This window comes from Ancylobacter oerskovii, assembly GCF_018390555.1.
In the GTDB taxonomy this organism is placed as follows: Bacteria; Pseudomonadota; Alphaproteobacteria; order Rhizobiales; family Xanthobacteraceae; genus Ancylobacter; species Ancylobacter oerskovii.
Genome location: NZ_JAHBGB010000033.1, coordinates 194722 through 213215 on the forward strand (window position 1 = coordinate 194722; position 18494 = coordinate 213215).

Sequence of the window (18494 nt, forward strand, 5' to 3'; positions counted from 1 at the left end):
GCCGGCGCGGCGGCGGCCCCCGTGCATCAGCGGCGCGGAGAGGCGGAAGCGCGGCGGCAGGCGCCGCCGCGGCCGGACGGTCAGCGCACGAAGCCGACGATGTCCTTGACCTGCGCAATGGTGACGTCGGCAATGGCGCGGGCACGGGCGGCGCCGTCGCGCAGCACCGCGTCGATATGGCCGGGATCGGCGACCAGGCGCTTCATCTCGCCGCCGATCGGGCCGAGCCTGTCCACCGCCAGCTCGACCAGCGCGCCCTTGAAGGTGGAGAACTGGCCGCCGCCATAATTCGCCAGCACCTCTTCCTTGCCGGTGCCGGACAGCGCGGCATAGATGCCGACGAGGTTCTCCGCCTCCGGCCGGCCCTTGAGGCCGTCGAGTTCGGTGGGCAGCGGCTCGGGATCGGTCTTGGCCTTGCGGATCTTGGAGGCGACCGCGTCGGCATCGTCGGTGAGGTTGATGCGCGAGAGGTCGGAGGGATCCGACTTCGACATCTTCTTCGAGCCGTCGCGCAGGCTCATCACCCGCGCCGCCGGGCCGCCGATCAGCGGCTCGGTGAGCGGGAAATAGGCCTCGCCGAAGCCGTTGGCGGCGATGGACTCGGCGAAGTCGTTATTGAACTTCTGCGCGATGTCGCGGGTGAGCTCGATGTGCTGCTTCTGGTCCTCGCCCACCGGCACATGGGTGGCGTGGTAGAGCAGGATGTCGGCCGCCATCAGGTTCGGATAGGCGTAGAGGCCGACCGACGCGTTCTCGCGGTCCTTGCCGGCCTTCTCCTTGAACTGGGTCATGCGGTTCAGCCAGCCGAGGCGGGCGACGCAGTTGAACACCCAGGCGAGCTCGGCATGGCCGGAGACCTGGCTCTGGTTGAAGACGATGTTCTTCGTCGGGTCGATGCCGGCGGCGAGATAGGCGGCGGTGACCTCGCGGATGTTGCGCGAGAGCTCGGCCGGCCCGCCCCAGACGCGCATGTCCGGGGTGATGGCGTGCAGGTCCACCACGCAATAGATGCAGTCGAAGCTGTCCTGCAATTCGGCGAAACGCTTGATGGCGCCGAGATAATTGCCGAGATGCAGGTTGCCGGTCGGCTGCACGCCGGAGAATACGCGCTGCTTGACGTTCATTAGACCCTCGAAAAGCCTGGCATCCTCGAAGAAACGGTAGGGCGCCCGGATTCGCCGCGGGCGCGGCCTTCCGGGGTCCGCGTCATGGCACGCACGGCCCGGAGGCGCAAGGGTGGCGCCCTCGTGCCGCCCTCGTGGCGCCCTCAGCGCCGCGGCAGCAGGCCGAGGAGGCGGGCGGCGAGGCCGTAGGCGACGAGGCCCGCCAGCACCATGAGGCCGAGCGCCGGCGCCCCGTGCAGGCCGCCCGCGGCCAGCGGGCCGGCGAGAAGCCGGGCGCCGAGCCCGACCGGCACCGCCATGGCGAGGGTGGCGAGGAGGCAGGCGGCAAGCCGGCGCCAGTCCTCGCCGCCGAGCCGCAGCCGGCCGGCGCGGGCAAGGCCGATCCACAGGCCGGCGAGCGCCAGCAGGCTGGAAGCGACGACGCCGAGCGCCGGCCCGGCGAGGCCGAGCGGGCCGGCGAAGAAGAAGCCGATCACGCCGCCGAGCAGGAGCGCGGCGAGGCTCACGCGGGTGACGAGGCGCCCCAGGCCCTGCGCGAAGGCGGCGGTGGAGAGGATGCGCTCCATCGCCTGCAGCGGCAGGCTGAGCGCCAGCATCGCCAGCGCCTCGCCGGTGAGCAGGGTTGCCGCGGCATCGAAGGCACCGCGCTGGAACAATACCCGCACGATCGGCTCGGCGAGCAGAGCGAGGCCCATCGCCGCCGGCGCGGTGAGCGCCAGCGCCGCGACGAGGGCGTGGCCCAGCAGGCTGCCGCCGGCCGCCGGCTCCGGCCGGCCGCGCATGGCCAGCGCCGGCAGCAGCACCGCTCCGGCGCTCGCCCCGACGAGGCCGAGCGGCAATTCGACGAGGCGGGTGGCATAGAACAGCGCCGAGACGCCGCCCTCCACCCCGGAGGCGCTGGCATTGGCGACGAGGATGCGCAGCTGCGGCAGCGCGGCGGCGAACAGGGTCGGCCCCGCCGCCGCCAGTACCGGCAGCGCCGCCTTCAGCGCCGCACGGTCCGGCATGAGGGTGGCGGGCCGATAGGGCAGCGCGACGCCGATCACCACCAGCTGGGCGAACGCGCCGGCCAGCGTCGCCACCGCGAGCAGGGCCAGCGCGAGGGAGGGCTCGCCGCCGGCATGCAGCAAGGCGAGCAGGCCGATCACCGCCAGCACGGCGAGATTGCCGGCGGCCGGCGCGAAGGCCGGGCGCGTCACCCGGCCGGCGGCGTTCACCAGCGCGGCGAGCACCCCGGCGCAGGCAGCGAGCGGCAGGGCGAAGACGGCGAGGCGCCCCGCCAGCACCGCGCCGCCGGCGCGGGCGGGATCGTCGAGGAAGCCGGGCGCCAGCAGCGCCGTCACCTGCGGCATGAACAAGCCGAGCCCCGCCGCGATGAGAGCGGCAGCAAGGGTGAACACCAGGACCAGCGCGCCGGCGAAGCGGGATTCGGAAAGGGAGGCACCGGCAAGGGAGGCACCGGCGGGAATGGCTCTCGCCGACGCCACGGCATGCGGCCTGTCGAGGCGAGAGCCGCGGGACATGCCGGCGGGCCCTTCGCCGCCCGATGCCCCGAGGCTCTCGGCCGGCACGGCGGGCGCGTCACCGGCGAGCCGTTCGTCGACGGGCCATTCGTCGACGAACCGTTCGTCGACGAGCCCTGCGCCGGCCGCGCCGGGCGGCTCCTCGGGGGGCGACCGGCCGGCGAGCCGTGGCAGGATGGCGGCGTTGAGCGCCCCCTCGCCGAGCAGGCGGCGGGCCAGCTGCGGGATGGCGAGGCCGGCCACCGAGGCATCGGCCACCGCGCCGGTGCCGAACAGCGCCGCCACCGCCGCATCGCGGGCGAAACCGAGCACGCGCGAGACGAGCGTCAGCGAGACGACGGTGGAGGCATGCCTGAGAAGCGACATCAAGGCGCCGGCGATTGGGACCGCGCCAGCAATAGACGCTCGCGCCGCGCGGCGGAAGGGCGGGATGCCGCGCGGCAGGGAAGAGGGGCGGGGAAGATGCGAGAGGCAAGGCCGAGCTGAGCCGCCGGCAGGTCGCCGGGAATTGGCAGGCCGGCGGCGGAGACGTCGATCTCCGGGGTCGGGCAGCGGCGCCATCCTGCGTGCGGAAGCGGCCGGGGCCGCACTCCCTGAAGGCCGCGCCGGCGCCCCCGGCGATGGGGCCATGCCACGGCAGGGACGGGACGGGGACGGACCGGCCATGTCGGGGGCCGTTGCGGCCACGTTGCGGCCACGTTGCGGCCCCTTGCCGGCTCTGCTACCGGAAGGCTCATCCTTCCCCATGCGAAAGGCCTGAACGTGACCGCAGAGCTCGATGTGATCGGTTTCGGCAACGCCATCGTCGACGTGCTCACCCGCACCGAAGACGATTTCCTGATCGCGCACGGCATGCGCAAGGGCGGCATGACGCTGATCGACGAGGAACGCGCCGAGACGGTCTATGCCGCCATGGGGCCGGGGGTCGAGATCTCCGGCGGCTCCGCGGCCAACACCGTCGCCGGCGTGGCGGCGCTGGGCGGACGCGCCGGCTTCGTCGGCAAGGTGAAGGACGACGCGCTCGGCACCATCTTCGCCCATGACATCGGCGCCGCCGGCATCGCCTACCGCACCGCTCCGGCGCAGGACGGCCCGGCCACCGCCCGCTGCCTGATCCTGGTGACGCCCGACGGCGAGCGCACCATGAACACCTATCTCGGCGCCGCGCAGGACCTCTCGCCCGCCGATGTCGACGAGGAGATGGTGGCGGGCGCCACCGTGACCTATCTCGAAGGCTATCTCTGGGACCCGCCGCCGGCCAAGGAAGCCTTCCTCAAGGCCGCCGGCATCGCCCACAAGGCCGGGCGCAGCGTGGCGCTCACCCTTTCCGACGCCTTCTGCGTCGACCGCTACCGCGCCGAGTTCCTCAAGCTGATGCGCGCCGGCACGGTCGACCTCGTCTTCGCCAACGAGGCGGAGCTGAAATCGCTCTACGAGACCGCCGACTTCGACACCGCGCTGGCCCAGCTCACCCTCGACGTGCGCCGCGCGGTGGTGACACGCTCCGAGCAGGGGGCGCTGTGGGTCTCCGGCACCGAGCGGGTGGCGGTGCCGGCCTTCCCGGTGGCGCAGGTGATCGACACCACCGGCGCCGGCGACCTGTTCGCCGCCGGCTTCCTGCACGGCTTCGCGCGCGGCTTCGCCCCGGCGGAGTCGCTGCGCCTCGGCGCGCTGGCGGCGGCGGAGGTGATCGGCCATATGGGCGCGCGCCCCGAACGCGGCCTGAAGGAGCTGGCGCAGGAGAACGGCCTGCGGGTGTGAGCGCCCGGGACGGAGCGGCGGGATCGGGCGGCAGGATCGGGCGCGACGACGCAACTTCGTCACGATTGCCGGCGAAGCTTGGCGACCGTCGCGCGTCCGAGGTTCGCCCTCCGAGGTTCGTCCCATGAGCGTCGTGCAGCTCGAGACCCCGCCACTTCCCTATGACGCCAGCCGCTTCCGCTCGACGGCGGAATTCTACGGCCGCTATCGCCAGCCCTACCCGCCGGAATTGCTGGCCGCGGTGGCGCGCCGGATCGGGCTGAAGCCCGGCGACCGGCTGCTCGACCTCGGCTGCGGGCCGGGGCCGCTGGCGATCGGCTTCGCCCGGCTCGGCCTCGACGTCACCGGCATGGACCCCGAGCCTTCCATGCTGGAAGCCGCGCGCGCCGACGCGGCGGCCGCCGGGCTGGCGCTGCGCCTCGTCGAGGGCTCGTCCTACGACCTTTCCCCGGCGCTCGGCCGGTTCCGCGCGGTGACGATGGGCCGCGCCTTCCACTGGATGGACCGGGCGGCGACGCTGCGGGCGCTCGACGCGCTCGTCGAGCCCGGCGGCGCGGTGGTGCTGATGGGCGACCGGCGGGTGGACTGCCGGCCCGACTGGCACGCGGCGCTCGACCGGCTGGCCGAGCGGCACGCGCCGCAGCGCTATGCCGACCGCAAGCGACGCCAGCAGCCGGACTGGATGCCGCATGAGGCGGTGCTGGTCGCCTCGCCCTTCGGCCATGTGGAGCGGATCGGCCGCATCCTGCCGCGCGAGCGCGATGTCGAGGACGTGGTGGGCCTCGCCTATTCCCGCTCGCTCACCTCGCCGGCGGCATTGGGCGCGGCGCAGCCGGCCTTCGAGCGCGACTTGCGGGACGAACTCGCGCACCTCGCCCCGGACGGGCGCTTCCACGACGTCATCGAGATCAGCGCGGTGCTGGCCTTCCGGCAGGCGCCGGGAGGCTGAGCGCGCGCGCCGGCTGCCCGGCGCAGGCCTGTCCGCCGGGACATACCCGATGCCTCCAAAGACGGCATGGGGCTGTCCCTTTGGTCGCCGGCTCGCCCGACGCCCTGTCCGAAGGGGGAGGCCGGCCTACCTCTCATGATCGCTTCAGGCACCGGGGCGCCGCAGGCTAGGCTGGGTCCGCCCGTTTTCCGGCCGGAGCATTCCCTTACGTAATCTCTTCGCCGGTGCGGGGAATGCGGAGGCCTGTTCCGCCGTGCCTATCCGTTGCGGGCGTGGCCGGCGCGAGTTCGCTCCGCCGGGCGACTTCCGTTCGATCGTCTCCAGCCTCCTCCACCGCGGAGCGCGCGCATGTACGACGTCGACTGGCATCGCCGGCACGAAGCCCGGACGGAAGCCTCCGCCGACCGCATCCTGTCGCTGCTGCGCGCCGTCCTGCCCTTCGAGACCGCGCTCGATGTCGGCTGCGGCGACGGCATCTGGCTGCAGGCGGCGCAGCGGCTCGGCGTCGGGACGATCCTCGGGGTCGACGGCCCCTGGACGGATGTCGCCCGGCTCCGCATCCCCGCCGATGCCGTGCGCATCGTCGACCTCGAACGGCCCTTCGATCTCGGCCGGACGTTCGATCTCGCCATCTGCCTGGAAGTCGCCGAGCATGTGAGCCACGGCGGCGGGGAACAGCTGGTCCGCAGCCTGACGCGCCATAGCGACCTGATCCTGTTCGGGGCGGCGATCCCGTTCCAGGGCGGGTTCCGGCACATCAACGAGCAGTGGCAATCCTACTGGGTGGGGCTGTTCAAGGCGCGCTCGTTCCGCCACCTCGACCTGATCCGGCCGCAGGTGTGGAACCAGGACGAGGTGCATTTCTGGTACAAGCAGAACGCGCTGGTCTACATCAACGAGCGGCGCCCGGACCTCATCGCCCTGGCGGAAGCCTATCGCGAGCGGGCCGGGCTCGCCGCCTTCCCGACCGACATGGTGTATCCCGACCTCTATCTCGCGCTCGCTTCCTATGAGCGGATCGCCTTTCGCCCGCTGCTGAACCGGCTGCCGGCGCGGGCGATGAGCAAGTTCCTCGATATCGTCCAGCGCCGGATCTAGCGGCGCAGGCGCCGCCGTCCGCCACCGGAACGGCGGGCGGACGGCGAGGCGCGAGCCTCAGCGCGGGGCGCGTTTGGCGAGGATGCGCTGCAGGGTGCGGCGGTGCATGGAGAGGCGGCGCGCCGTCTCCGACACGTTGCGCCCGCACAGCTCGTAGACCCGCTGGATGTGCTCCCAGCGCACCCGGTCGGCCGACATCGGGTTTTCCGGCAGCTGCGGCTTGTAGTCGGCCTGGGCGTTGAGCGCGGCGCAGATGTCGTCGGCATCGGCCGGCTTGGCGAGGTAGTCGACGGCGCCCATCTTCACCGCGTTCACCGCGGTGGCGATGTTGCCATAGCCGGTGAGGATGATGCCGCGGGCCTCCGGGCGCCGGCGCTTCAGCGCCGAGATGACGTCGAGGCCGTTGCCGTCGCCGAGCCGCATGTCCACCACCGCATAGGCGGGCGGGCCACCCTCGACGCGGGCGAGGCCGTCGGCGACGGTTTCCGCCGTGGTCACCGCGAAGCCCCGCATCTCCATGGCGCGGGCCAGACGCTGCAGGAAGGGTCGGTCGTCGTCGACGATCAGCAGCGAGCGTTCGATCGTATCGGCGGTGGTATCGAGCATGGCGTTTCCCCGGCGAGGGCTCCCTTGCGGCCGCCATTCTTTGCGGCGGCCTCTGCATTTTGTGCGAAGCTACACCGCAGGGACGGCGATGCACAGCGCCGTGGCATTATAACGCAGCGTCGGGCCTTGTCATTTCGGCGCCGCAGCGACGGTCTCGCGCTCGGAAATGTCGACGAGGCGCCGCGGCCAGCGCACGGTGACGCGGGCGCCGTGGCGCGGCGCCGGCAGGTTCACATAGGCGAGCTCGGCGCCGGAGCGCTCCAGCAGCGTCTTGGCGATGAACAGGCCGAGGCCCAGCCCGTGCTCGCCCGCCTCGTCCTCCGGCCCCTCCTCGCTGTCCTCGCGCCGCCAGCGGTGGCGGCCGCGGCTGGTGAGATAGGGCGCGCCGATGCTGTCGATGAGCTCGGCGGGGAAGCCGGGGCCGTCATCGGTGACGGTGACGACGACGTCGCGGTCGTTCCAGTCGGCGGCGATCTCCACCCGGCCGGCGGCGAAATCGACGGCGTTCTCCACGATGTTGCCGAGGCCGTAGGTGAGGCCGGGATTGCGGGCGATCACCGGCTCGCCGATGCGGGTCGAGGCGGAGACCTCGACGGCGATGCCGAAATTGCGGTGCGGCGCCGCCACGTCCTCCAGGAGATGCGTGACCTTCATGCGGTCGAACGGCGCCTCGCCGGCATCGAGGGTGGTGAGCCGCCGCAGGATGGCGCGGCAGCGCTCGGCCTGCTCGCCGAGCAGGCGGATGTCGTCGCCGATCGGGCTGTCGGCGGGCAGGTCCGGCGGCAGGCCGCGGGCGAGTTCCTTGGCCACCACGGTGATGGTGGCGAGCGGCGTGCCGAGCTCATGGGCAGCGGCGGCGGCGAGCCCGTCCAGCGCCGAAAGATGCTTCTCGCGGGCCAGCACCAGCTCGGTGGCGGCCAGCGCCTCGGAGAGCTCGCGCGTCTCCTCGGCGACCCGCCAGGCATGCGAGCCGATGAAGGCGATGGCGACCGCCAGCGCGCTCCAGATGGCGGCGAGATAGAGCGGCGGCAGCACCGGCCCGGCGCCGAGCGCCTCGCTGTACTTCCACGGCAGCGGCATCTGCCACAGGCCGACCAGCGCCGCGAGGGCGCCGGCGAGCAGGCCCAGCAGCAGGGTGGAGCGCGGCGACAGCGCGGTGGCCGAGATCAGCACCGGCGCGAGGAACAGCACCGCGAAGGGGTTGGCGAGGCCGCCGGTGAGGAACAGCAGCGCGGCGAGCTGCAGGATGTCATAGGCCAGCAGCCAGGTCGCCTCGGTATTGGACAACCGCCGGGCGCCGGGCGAGCGCAGGCGCAGGGCGAGATTGAGCCAGGCGGACAGCGCCACCACGGCAAGGCAGGCGCCGATCGGCACGCTGAAGCCGAGCAGCCACTGCACCACCACGATCGCGGCCGTCTGGCCGGAAATCGCCAGCCAGCGCAGGCGGATGAGCGTATCGAGCCTGAGGCCGAAGAAGCGCTCGCCGATCGGATGATCCAGCGAAAGTGGCATTTTGTTCCCCCCTGCGCGCCTTCTATACAGGCAAGCGCTGCGGCGCGGGAATGCGTTGATTCGTTGACGCGCCGCCGAAAGCGACTATGTGTTGCGTTGCACAACAGCGCCGCCGGCCGTTCGCGGCCGCGGAAACCGGGCGGGACCTCGGTAATGTGCGCCGGGATCGGCTGCCGGAACGTGCCGTTCCACCCATGGCAGGCTGCCGGATGCCCCTGATGCGGGACGCGGCGCCGATGAGTGGCAGAACCATCGTTTGAAAGCGGAGGCGCGAATGGCGATCGGGGTATTCGGGGCCGTGCCCGATGCGGGGGAAGCCGCTCGGACGCCGACGGACATGCTGGAGGCGGCCTCCGTCTTCTCCCGGCCGCTCTACTGGATGTTCGAGATGGGCCAGGCGGCGCTCGACCCGTTCCGGGCGATGGCCGATGCCGGCCGGCTCTACTACCGCAACCCGGCCAACCCGCTCGCCCACACCGATTTCGGCCGCACCCTGCTCGCGGGCTTCGAGATGTTCGAGCGCACGACGCGGCGCTACGGCAAGCCGGACTGGCGGATCGAGGACACCACGGTGGGCGGCACCAAGGTGCCGGTGCGCATCGAGACGGTGTGGGAGAAGCCGTTCTGCCGGCTGCTCCACTTCGAGCGGGCCTTCGCGCGGCCGCCGCGCCGGCCGCAGCCGCGCATGCTGATCGTGGCGCCGCTGTCGGGCCACTATGCCACGCTGCTGCGCGGCACGGTGGAGACGCTGCTGCCCAACCACGACATCTACGTCACCGACTGGGTGGATGCGCGCATGGTGCGGCTCGCCGAGGGGCGCTTCGACCTCGACGACTACATCGACTACCTGATCGAGATCTTCCATTTCCTCGGCGGCGGCGTGCATGCGCTCGCCGTGTGCCAGCCGGCGGTGCCGGTGCTGGCCGCCGTCTCGGTGATGGAGGCGAAGGGCGATCCCGACGTGCCGGCCTCCATGGTGCTGATGGGCGGGCCGATCGACACCCGCGAGAGCCCCACGGCGGTGAACGACTTCGCGCAGGCGCGCGGGCTCGACTGGTTCCGCCGCAATGTCATCACCACCGTGCCCTGGCCGCATGCCGGGGTGATGCGGGAGGTCTATCCCGGCTTCCTGCAGTTGCACGGCTTCATGAGCATGAATCTGGAGCGGCACCTGCAGGCGCATGCCGACATGTTCCGCCATCTGGTGAAGGGCGACGGCGACAGCGCGTCCAAGCACCGCGAGTTCTACGACGAATATCTCTCGGTGATGGACCTGCCGGCGGAATATTACCTGCAGACGCTGCAATCGGTGTTCATCGACCATGCGCTGCCGCGGGGGGCGTTCACCCATCGCGGCGAGACGGTGGATCCCGGCGCCATCCGCAACGTGGCGCTGCTCACCGTCGAGGGCGAGAACGACGACATCTCCGGCGTCGGCCAGACGCGGGCGGCGCACAAGCTGTGCACCAACCTGCCGGAGGACAAGCGCGCGCACTATCTGCAGCCGACCGTCGGCCATTACGGCGTGTTCAACGGCTCGCGCTTCCGCGCCGAGATCGCCCCGCGCATCTCCGACTTCGTGCTCAGCCACAACTGGCCGAAGAAGGGACACAACCAGCCGGCGGAAGCGCCCGGGCCCGCCCCGGACGCGTGAAAATCGGCGGGGCCGGCCATAGCCTGGCCTGCCTGGCTGGCCCCGCCCGTCCGGCTCGCGCCGTCCGTCGCAATCGGTGTCGCCGGGCGGAATTTGGAAGCCGCCGCCCGGCACTATGTTCCGGCGGGCGTTCCGGCTCCGGGGTTGCGTACTCCCGGCGCCGGCACGGCGGCCGCGAAGAACCTGCCGCCCGCGCCCGTCTCCTGCTTAAAATCGACGATCCCCGCGCCTCCGCCGGCCCCGCGCCCCCCCCCCCGGCGAGCCGCAGGTGACGGCCCGCCGCCGCGAATGGGCGCCGGCGGAGGGGGACGCGCCGGCGACTACTCGCCGGCGACATCCTGTGGCATCAGCCGCTCGAGGCGCGGCATCAGCGGACGCACCGCCGCGGCATCCGCCCGCCCTGCGGCGCGCAGCTGGCCGAGGCGCTGCTCATGCTCCTCGACGAAGCCGAGGGCGGCGGCGCGCTGCTCGGGCGTCATGCGCGGGGCGTGCTCGAGGCGCCGGCGCATCTGGGCGAAGCGCGCCTCCAGCGGCCCGGCCGGCAGATTGGCGAGATAGCCGCAGATGGTGGCATCGAAGGCGGCCCGCCAGCTCTCGCGGGTGAAGCCCGCCTTGGCGATCAGCCGGTCGCGCACCTCGTCGCGGGTGAACCATTCCTCGGCGCTCTCCTCGTCATAGGCGAGCGGGCCGAGCTCGGGGGAAAGCGTCTCGATGAGATCCACGACCCGGGCCGCCTCGGCGGCGGTGAGGGCGGGATCGGCCGCGGGATTGGCCGCAGCATGGGCCGCGGCGTGGGCCGCGGCGTGGGCCGCGGCGTGGGCGACGAGACCGGCAAGAAGGATGAGCGCGAGGGTGACGATGGCCGCACGCGTCCGCAGGCGTAGGGGCAGGAAAGACATGGCTGGCACTCGCTGATGACAGGCGGGCACCTTGCTAAACGGACCATCCGGTCCGGTCTCGGCATGGCGCGCAGCGACTGGGCGCGCGGCGCAGCGCCTCAGCCGTGCCGCGCCCGCATCGCCCGCGCCCGCACATCGGAGGGCGTGCAGCCATAGCGGCGGCGGAAGGCGCGGTTGAAGGTCGACAGGTCGGCGAAGCCGGCATCGAAGGCGAGGCCGGCAATGCCCTCGCGATTGGCCGGGTCGCCGAGCCGCCGGAAGGCGCGCTCCAGACGCGCCTCGCGCAGGAAATCGGAGAAGCTGGTGTCCTCCTGCGCAAACAGGAGCTGCAGGTAGCGCGGCGAGATGCCGTGGCGGCGGGCGACGGCGGCGACATCCAGCGCCGGATCATCGAGCCGGGACAGGATGTGCTTCTTGAGCAGGGCGAGCCGGGCGCTGCGCAGCGCCGAGCCGTGCTCGCGCGCCGCCTCCGCCGGCTCGGCGGCGAGGGTGAGCGCGGCGAGCCGGACGAGATGGTCGCTCGCCAGCCGCACCGCTTCCGGCGTCGACGGCGGCTGGCGGCGCAGCAGCCGGGCATAGCCGACGAGCAAGCCGAGGCCCGCCGCCTCGCGGCCCGCCGTGCGGAAGGCGCGCCCGCCGAGGCCCGGCACCAGCGCCGCCAGCGCGCGGCGCGGCAGCACCAGTACCTCGTAGCAGCTGGCGGGCGCCCGGGTGACGAAGCGCGCCGCCTGGTCGATGGCGAGCAGTTCCCCGGCGCCGACGCCGAGCGTGCGGGCGCCGTCGATCTCCGTCTCGTAGCCCGCGGGATTGACCAGCAGCTGGTAGTCGTCGCGCCCGTCGGCGAGCAGCTCGCCGTTGCGCACGCCGGTGAAGGCGTCGTAGCAGGCCTCGCCGACCAGCACGCCGTCGAGCGGCAGGATGGCGAAGCGGGCGCGGAAACCCTCGGGATCCACCGGCCGGAAGCTCATGCCGGCGGCGTGGCGGCCGACCACGTCATGGACGAAGGCGAGGCGCTCGTGCCGCGGCACGTCCTCGGTCGACAGGCGTTGCATGCAGTCCCCCCGGGCAGCCTTCTTGTCGCGGCTTGCTGGCGGGCAGAGGTGTGACGCAACGGAAGAAATGTCAATCGGGCCGGCCGGCGCCGGCACCGGGCGCTTCAGGGCTCCCAATAGGGCGGGTCGCCGAAGCATCGGCGCAGCCAGTCGGCGAGCGCCCGCAGCTTCGCCGTGGGGCGCCGGCCCTCGGGATGGGCGATGTAGATGAATTCCGGCTCCGGCGCGGCGTCGATCTCGATGCGCTGCAGGGTGCCGGCCTTCAGCGGCGGACCGGAAATGAACAATGGCAGCAGCGCGATGCCGAGGCCGGCCTCGGCGGCATCGCGCATCAGCTCGCCATTGTTCACCCGCAGCGCCGGCGTCGCCCGCAATTGCACCGCCCCGCTGCGGGTGAGGAAGCGCCAGTCGGCGACGCCGCGGCCGGTGTAGAAGATGGCGCGGTGGCGATCGAGCTCGGCCAGGCTCGTCGGGCTGCCGTGACGGGCGAGATAATCCGGCGAGGCGACCAGCACCCGCCGGCTGGGGGCGAGGCGCCAGGCGACGAGGCGGCTGTCGCGCAACGGCCCGTGGCGCACCACGCCGTCATGGCCTTCCGAATGCGCGTCGATGACCCGGTCGTCGAGATCGAGGGTCAGCTCGATCTGCGGGTGGCGGGCGAGGAAGGGATAGAGCGCCGGGCCCAGATGCAGCCGGCTGAAGGTGACGGGCGCCGAGAGCCGCAGCGGCCCCGCCAGCGTGCTGCGCCGCTCGGCGAGATCGGCCGCGGCGGCATCGAGCTCGCGCAGCGCCCCCGATGCCCGCTCCAGAAAGGCGCTTCCATCCTCGGTGAGCGACAGCCGGCGGGTAGAGCGATGGATCAGGCTGGCCCCGAGCCGACGCTCCAGCTCCTTCAGCCGGTCGCTGACCACCGATTTCGACAGGCCGAGCCGGCGGGCGGCCTCGCTGATCGAGCCCGCCTCGGCCACGGCGACGAAGGCGGCGATGCCGTCGAGCTTCATCGTTCGGATTTCCCGGACATGAATTCCATGAGCCGCATGCTAATCCGAACGCGGCCGCCTCACCATACTTCCCGGCGAGAGGGCTTCCGCATCGCGCGGGAGCCGATGGATGAGGAAGATTCCGATGGGACGTCTCGAAGGAAAGGTCGCGCTGATCACCGGCGCCAGCTCCGGCATCGGCCGCGCGACGGCGACGCTGTTCGCCGCCGAGGGAGCCCGCGTGGTGGTGGGCGCCCGCCGCCAGGCCGAGCTGGACGCGCTGGTGGCGGAGATCGCCGGCGCCGGCGGGGCGGCGGCGGCGCTGGCCGGCGACGTGAAGGACGAGGACTATGCCCGCGCTTTGGCGGCACTGGCGGCCGACCGGTTCGGCCGGCTCGACATCGCCTTCAACAATGCCGGCACGCTGGGCGAGGGCGGCCCCAGCACCGGCATATCGGCGCAGGGCTGGGCGGACACGCTGGCGGTGAACCTGACCGGCGCCTTCCTCGGCGCCAAGCACCAGATTCCCGAAATGCTGAAGACCGGCGGCGGCTCGGTGATCTTCACCTCCACCTTCGTCGGCTACACGACGGCGTTTCCGGGGCTGGCCGCCTATGCCGCCTCGAAATCCGGGCTGATCGGCCTGACCCAGGCGCTGGCGGCGGAGTTCGGGCCGCAGGGCATAAGGGTCAACGCCGTGCTGCCGGGGGCGGTGGAGACCGAGATGTATCGCGAGGCCAACGGCACGCCGGAAGCGCAGGCCTTCGTGACCGGCCTGCACGCGCTGAAGCGGGTGGCGCGCCCGGAGGAACTGGCGCGCTCGGTGCTCTACCTCGCCTCGGACGACGCGTCCTTCGTGTCGGGCACCGCGCATCTGGTGGATGGCGGGCTGTCGATCACCCGCACCTAGGGGCAGCCCGTCAGCGGGGCGGCGAGGGCCCCTCACCCCAACCCTCTCCCCGACGGGGAGAGGGGGAAGAAGGGGCGGGGACGAGGATGAGCCGATTTCAAGCGACAAGGGCGACGAAGCGGCGGTGCCGGCCGGCACCGTCGCGCCGTCAATGGGTGCGGGCGAACATCTCGTTGAAGGAATAGCCCGAGCCGCGCACGGTGCGGATGGGATCGGGCTGGCGCGGGCGGTTGAGCGCCTTGCGCAGCCGCCCGACATGCACGTCCACCGTGCGCTCGTCGATATAGACGTCCTGGCCCCACACGCCGTCGAGCAGTTGCTCGCGCGAATAGACCCGGCCCGGCGACTGCATGAGGAACTCCAGCAGCCGGAACTCGGTGGGGCCGAGATGCAGCTCGCGGCCGGAGCGGTGCACCCGCTTGGTCTCGCGATCGAGCTCGATGTCGCCGGCGCGCAGCAGCGTCGAGATGTGGTCGGGCTTGGCCCGGCGCAGCAGGGCGCGCACGCGGGCGACCAGCTCCGGCACCGAGAACGGCTTCACCACATAGTCGTCGGCCCCGGTGGCGAGGCCCCGCACCCGCTCGGTCTCCTCGCCGCGGGCGGTGAGCATGAGGATCGGCATGCGCTCGGTTTCCGGCCGGGCCCGCAGGCGCCGGCACAGCTCGATGCCGGACAGGCCGGGCAGCATCCAGTCCAGCAGCAGGAGGTCCGGCACCCTCTCGCGCAGCCGCGTCTCCGCCTCGTCGCCCCGCCCCACGCTCTCCACCGAATAGCCCTCGGCCTCGAGATTGTAGCGCAGCAGCAGGGTGAGCGGCTCCTCGTCCTCGACGATGAGAATGTTGGTCGGCATCGCTTTTTCCGTGCGAATGGTCGCTAACGCCGGTTCCGCCCGTCTCAGGACGGGAACGGAACCGTGGTCAGGCTGGAGTTGTCCTGCTTCGGCCGTTCCTCGGTCAGCAGCTGGCCGGTGGCGAGATAGTGCACCGTCTCGGCGATGTTGGTGGCGTGGTCGCCGATGCGCTCGATGTTCTTGGCGCAGAACAGCAGGTGCGTGCACAGCGAGATGTTGCGCGGATCCTCCATCATGTAGGTGAGGAGCTCGCGGAACAGCGAGGTGTAGAGGATGTCGATCTCGCCATCGCGCTTCCACACCTCGATGGCGCGGGCGTCCTCGCGGCTGGCATAGGCGTCGAGCACTTCCTTGAGCTGCTCGAGCACCATGCTCGACATGTGCTCGACACCGCGCACCAGCTTCTGCGGATGGAACTCGCCGGTGAGCGCCAGCACCCGCTTGGAGGTGTTCTTGGCGAGGTCGCCGATGCGCTCGAGGTCGTTGGCGATGCGCATCGCCGCCACGATCTCGCGCAGGTCGCCGGCCAGAGGCTGGCGGCGGGCGATGGTGAGGACCGACTTCTCCTCGATCTCGCGCTGGAGCAGGTCGATGGGACCGTCCAGCACGATGACCTTCTGCGCGAGCTCGGTGTCGCGCTTGACCAGCGACTGCACGGAATCGGCGACCAGCTGCTCGGCCTGGCCACCCATCTCCACCACGCGGCGGCTGATCTCCTTGAGATCGGTATCGAAGGACGAGACGATGTGCTCGGAGGGCATGGGGCAGTCCTTTTTCCCGTCGCGGCTCAGCCGAAGCGGCCGGTGATGTAGTCGCGGGTGCGCGCCTCGCGCGGATTGGTGAAGATCTCGTTGGACGCCCCCACTTCGATCAGCTCGCCGAGATAGAAGAACGAGGTGATGTCGGCGCAGCGGGCGGCCTGCTGCATGTTGTGCGTCACGATGACGATGGTGAATTCCTGCTTCAGCTCGTCGATCAGATCCTCGATCTTCGAGGTGGAGATCGGGTCGAGCGCCGAGGTCGGCTCGTCGAGCAGGATCACTTCCGGGCGCACCGCGATGGTGCGGGCGATGCACAGGCGCTGCTGCTGGCCGCCGGACATGCCGAGCGCCGAGGTGTGCAGGCGGTCCTTGGTCTCTTCCCAGATGGCGGCCTTGCGCAGGCACCACTCGACGCGCTCGTCCATCTGCGACTTGGAGAGGCTCTCGTGCAGCTTCACGCCGAAGGCGATGTTGTCGTAGATCGACATCGGGAACGGCGTCGGCTTCTGGAACACCATGCCGATGCGCGAGCGCACCACGGTGGAGTCCAGGTCCTTCGACAGGAGGTCGCCGCCGTCGAACAGGATCTTCCCTTCCGCGCGCTGGCCCGGATAGAGCTGGTACATGCGGTTGAAGATGCGCAGCAGGGTGGACTTGCCGCAGCCCGAGGGGCCGATCATCGCGGTGACGCGCTTCTCGGGGATCTCGAAGTTGATGTTCTTCAGCGCGTGGTTGTCGCCGTAGTAGAAATTCAGCTTCTCGACCTTGAGCTTGGGCGCGGAGGACGGCGCGGTGGCGCGGTTCACCGCGGAAGCGATGTCGATGGAGGTATCGGGTGCGAAGTTCATAGCCGTCTCACTTCATCTTCGCCAGAATCAGGCGGGACAGGACGTTCAGGGTCAGCACCCCGACGGTGATGATGAGGGCGCCGGCCCAGGCGAGGGCGACCCAGTCCTCGAAGGGGCTGGCGGCGTATTGATAGATGGCGATCGGCAGCGAGGCCATGGGTGCGCCGAGATTGATCGACCAGCCATTGTTGCCGAGCGAGGTGAACAGCAGCGGCGCGGTCTCGCCGGCGGCGCGGGCGAGCGCCAGCAGGATGCCGGTGACGAGGCCGGCGCGGGCCGCGCGCCAGGTGACGAAGGTCACGACCTTCCATTGCGGCGCGCCGAGCGCGAAGGCCGCCTCGCGCAGGCCGATCGGCACCAGGTTCAGCATGTCCTCGGTGGTGCGCACCACCACCGGGATGACCAGGATGGCCAGCGCGATCGAGCCCGCCCAGCCGGAGAAGCCGCCGAACGGCACCACCAGCAGCTGGTAGACGAACAGGCCGATCAGGATCGACGGCGCCGAGAGCAGCACGTCGTTCACGAAGCGCACGACATTGGCGATCTGGGTGCCGCGGCCGTTCTCGGCGAGGAAGGTGCCGCACATCAGGCCGATCGGCGTGCCGATGACCAGCGCCACGACGATCTGGATCAGCGAGCCGACAATGGCGTTGAGCAGGCCGCCGCCGGCGCCGGGCGGCGCGGTGATGCGGGTGAAGACGTGCGGGCCGAGCGCGGGCAGGCCGCGCGAGAGCAGGGTCCAGAGGATCCAGGCGAGCAGCACGATCGACAGCGCGGCGAAGCCGGTGGAAACCGCCTTGACGACCAGGTCCGTGGTACGGCGACGGGCGAGCGAGGCCATGATTTCCCCTCCCCTCAGGACTTGAGCTTCGAGCGCACCAGCAGCCGCGACAGCGCCAGCACGATGAAGGAGATGACGAACAGGATGAAGCCGAGCTGCAGCAGCGCCTGCAGCTTGAGCGAACCGATCGAGGCCTCGGGGAACTCGTTGGCGATGGTGGAGGCGATGGTGGCGCCCGGCGCGAACAGCGAGGCCGACATGCGGGTCGCGTTGCCGATGACGAAGGTGACCGCCATGGTCTCGCCCAGCGCGCGGCCGAGGCCGAGCATCACCGCGCCGACCATGGCCGTGCGGCCATAGGGCACCGAGACGTTGCGGTAGACCTCATAGGTGGTGGCGCCGACGCCGTAGGCGGATTCCTTGAGCATCGGCGGCACCGATTCCAGCACCTCGACGAACATGGCGGTGATGAAGGGCAGGATCATCAGCGCCAGGATGAGGCCGGCGGTGAGCATGCCGGCGCCGAGCGGCGGGCCTTGGAACAGCGCGCCGATCAGCGGGATCGGGCCGAGCCATTCGATCAGCGGCGGCTGGACATAGGCGGCGATCAGCGGCACCACGACGAAGAAGCCCCACATGCCGTAGATGATCGAGGGGATCGCGGCCAGCAGCTGGATGGCGACGCCGATCGGGCGGCGCAGCCGGCCCGGGGCGATCTCAGTGAGGAAGAAGGCGATGCCGAAGGAGAGCGGCAGCGCGACGATGACGGCGATCACCGCCGACAGGACGGTGCCGTACACCATGACGCCGGCGCCGAAGCGCTCCGTGACCGGGTTCCACATCGTCGACCAGACGAAGGAGATGCCGAATTCACGCAGCGCCGGCAGCCCGCCCTCGAAGAGCATGGCGATGATGAAGCCGAGCAGAACCAGCACGAAGATGCCGCTGGCCCAGAGCAGGCCGACGAAGATCGGGTCGCTGATGCGCCCGGTCGGCTTATGCGCGGCGATCAGGGCCGTATTGGCCTCGGTTCCGCTGATGGAGGCAGCCATGTCGAATTTCCTTGAGCGCTGTCGCCGCTGATGCGCTTGAAACGGGGTGGCCGACCGCTGGCGGCGCGGGCGTCCGCAGGGCGACGCCGGCACGCCCTCGCGGGGCAAGACGAAGGCACGGCAAGGAGCAGGCG

The 18494-nt window shown here is 71.3% G+C and carries 17 protein-coding genes; 5 read left to right on the top strand and 12 right to left on the bottom strand.

Going from position 1 to position 18494, the window contains the following annotated elements:
- Window positions 1–80: 80 nt before the first annotated feature.
- Window positions 81–1124, bottom strand: coding sequence for a tryptophan--tRNA ligase (gene trpS / locus KHC19_RS15465; protein ID WP_213353268.1), 1044 nt, complete (start codon window positions 1122–1124; stop codon window positions 81–83).
- A gap of 143 nt (window positions 1125–1267) precedes the next feature.
- Window positions 1268–3013 (bottom strand): murein biosynthesis integral membrane protein MurJ, encoded by a 1746-nt coding sequence (gene murJ, locus KHC19_RS15470; protein WP_213353269.1) that lies wholly within the window; start codon window positions 3011–3013, stop codon window positions 1268–1270.
- A gap of 396 nt (window positions 3014–3409) precedes the next feature.
- Here murJ and KHC19_RS15475 point away from each other — a divergent pair, with 396 nt between their 5' ends.
- The 3 genes from KHC19_RS15475 to KHC19_RS15485 all read left to right on the top strand — a co-directional run bounded on the left by KHC19_RS15475 (window position 3410) and on the right by KHC19_RS15485 (window position 6455).
- Window positions 3410–4408 (top strand): adenosine kinase, encoded by a 999-nt coding sequence (locus tag KHC19_RS15475; protein ID WP_213353270.1) that lies wholly within the window; start codon window positions 3410–3412, stop codon window positions 4406–4408.
- Window positions 4409–4532: 124 nt separating this feature from the next.
- Window positions 4533–5357, top strand: coding sequence for a class I SAM-dependent methyltransferase (locus tag KHC19_RS15480; RefSeq protein ID WP_213353271.1), 825 nt, complete (start codon window positions 4533–4535; stop codon window positions 5355–5357).
- Window positions 5358–5705: 348 nt separating this feature from the next.
- The gene (locus KHC19_RS15485) at window positions 5706–6455 is read left to right on the top strand and encodes a class I SAM-dependent methyltransferase (protein ID WP_213353272.1); all 750 of its coding nucleotides are present in this window, start codon (window positions 5706–5708) and stop codon (window positions 6453–6455) included.
- Between the two features lie 57 nt (window positions 6456–6512).
- Here the strand turns inward: KHC19_RS15485 and KHC19_RS15490 are convergent, their stop codons facing one another.
- Together KHC19_RS15490 and KHC19_RS15495 are read right to left on the bottom strand one after the other, a co-directional pair.
- Window positions 6513–7061 carry an ActR/PrrA/RegA family redox response regulator transcription factor gene (locus tag KHC19_RS15490; protein WP_213353273.1) on the bottom strand — a complete coding sequence of 183 codons (549 nt, stop codon included), beginning with the start codon at window positions 7059–7061 and terminating at the stop codon, window positions 6513–6515.
- A gap of 129 nt (window positions 7062–7190) precedes the next feature.
- Complete coding sequence (locus KHC19_RS15495) at window positions 7191–8573, bottom strand: ActS/PrrB/RegB family redox-sensitive histidine kinase (protein WP_213353274.1); 1383 nt, start codon at window positions 8571–8573, stop codon at window positions 7191–7193.
- A 274-nt stretch (window positions 8574–8847) separates the two neighbouring features.
- On the opposite strand from KHC19_RS15495, the gene KHC19_RS15500 reads away from it, so the two are divergent.
- Window positions 8848–10227, top strand: a complete 1380-nt coding sequence (locus KHC19_RS15500) for a polyhydroxyalkanoate depolymerase (protein ID WP_213353275.1) — start codon at window positions 8848–8850, stop codon at window positions 10225–10227.
- Between the two features lie 320 nt (window positions 10228–10547).
- Here KHC19_RS15500 and KHC19_RS15505 read toward each other — a convergent pair whose 3' ends face one another.
- The 3 genes from KHC19_RS15505 to KHC19_RS15515 all read right to left on the bottom strand — a co-directional run bounded on the left by KHC19_RS15505 (window position 10548) and on the right by KHC19_RS15515 (window position 13179).
- A complete protein-coding gene (locus KHC19_RS15505) occupies window positions 10548–11126 on the bottom strand; it encodes a hypothetical protein (RefSeq protein WP_213353276.1) in 579 nt (192 codons plus the stop codon).
- 98 nt (window positions 11127–11224) lie between these two features.
- The gene (locus KHC19_RS15510) at window positions 11225–12178 is read right to left on the bottom strand and encodes an AraC family transcriptional regulator (RefSeq protein WP_213353277.1); all 954 of its coding nucleotides are present in this window, start codon (window positions 12176–12178) and stop codon (window positions 11225–11227) included.
- Window positions 12179–12282: 104 nt separating this feature from the next.
- The gene (locus KHC19_RS15515) at window positions 12283–13179 is read right to left on the bottom strand and encodes a LysR family transcriptional regulator (protein WP_213353278.1); all 897 of its coding nucleotides are present in this window, start codon (window positions 13177–13179) and stop codon (window positions 12283–12285) included.
- A 124-nt stretch (window positions 13180–13303) separates the two neighbouring features.
- On the opposite strand from KHC19_RS15515, the gene KHC19_RS15520 reads away from it, so the two are divergent.
- Window positions 13304–14068, top strand: a complete 765-nt coding sequence (locus tag KHC19_RS15520) for an SDR family oxidoreductase (RefSeq protein ID WP_213353279.1) — start codon at window positions 13304–13306, stop codon at window positions 14066–14068.
- Between the two features lie 148 nt (window positions 14069–14216).
- Here KHC19_RS15520 and phoB read toward each other — a convergent pair whose 3' ends face one another.
- The 5 genes from phoB to pstC are packed head-to-tail and all read right to left on the bottom strand — an operon-like array spanning window position 14217 to window position 18360.
- Complete coding sequence (gene phoB / locus KHC19_RS15525) at window positions 14217–14918, bottom strand: phosphate regulon transcriptional regulator PhoB (protein ID WP_213353280.1); 702 nt, start codon at window positions 14916–14918, stop codon at window positions 14217–14219.
- Window positions 14919–14962: 44 nt separating this feature from the next.
- A complete protein-coding gene (gene phoU, locus KHC19_RS15530) occupies window positions 14963–15679 on the bottom strand; it encodes a phosphate signaling complex protein PhoU (protein ID WP_213353281.1) in 717 nt (238 codons plus the stop codon).
- Between the two features lie 26 nt (window positions 15680–15705).
- The gene (pstB, locus tag KHC19_RS15535) at window positions 15706–16527 is read right to left on the bottom strand and encodes a phosphate ABC transporter ATP-binding protein PstB (RefSeq protein WP_213353282.1); all 822 of its coding nucleotides are present in this window, start codon (window positions 16525–16527) and stop codon (window positions 15706–15708) included.
- 7 nt (window positions 16528–16534) lie between these two features.
- The gene (pstA, locus tag KHC19_RS15540) at window positions 16535–17368 is read right to left on the bottom strand and encodes a phosphate ABC transporter permease PstA (protein ID WP_213353283.1); all 834 of its coding nucleotides are present in this window, start codon (window positions 17366–17368) and stop codon (window positions 16535–16537) included.
- Between the two features lie 14 nt (window positions 17369–17382).
- Window positions 17383–18360: a phosphate ABC transporter permease subunit PstC gene (gene pstC / locus KHC19_RS15545; RefSeq protein WP_213353284.1), complete on the bottom strand. Its 978-nt coding sequence runs from the start codon at window positions 18358–18360 to the stop codon at window positions 17383–17385.
- Window positions 18361–18494 lie beyond the last annotated feature (134 nt).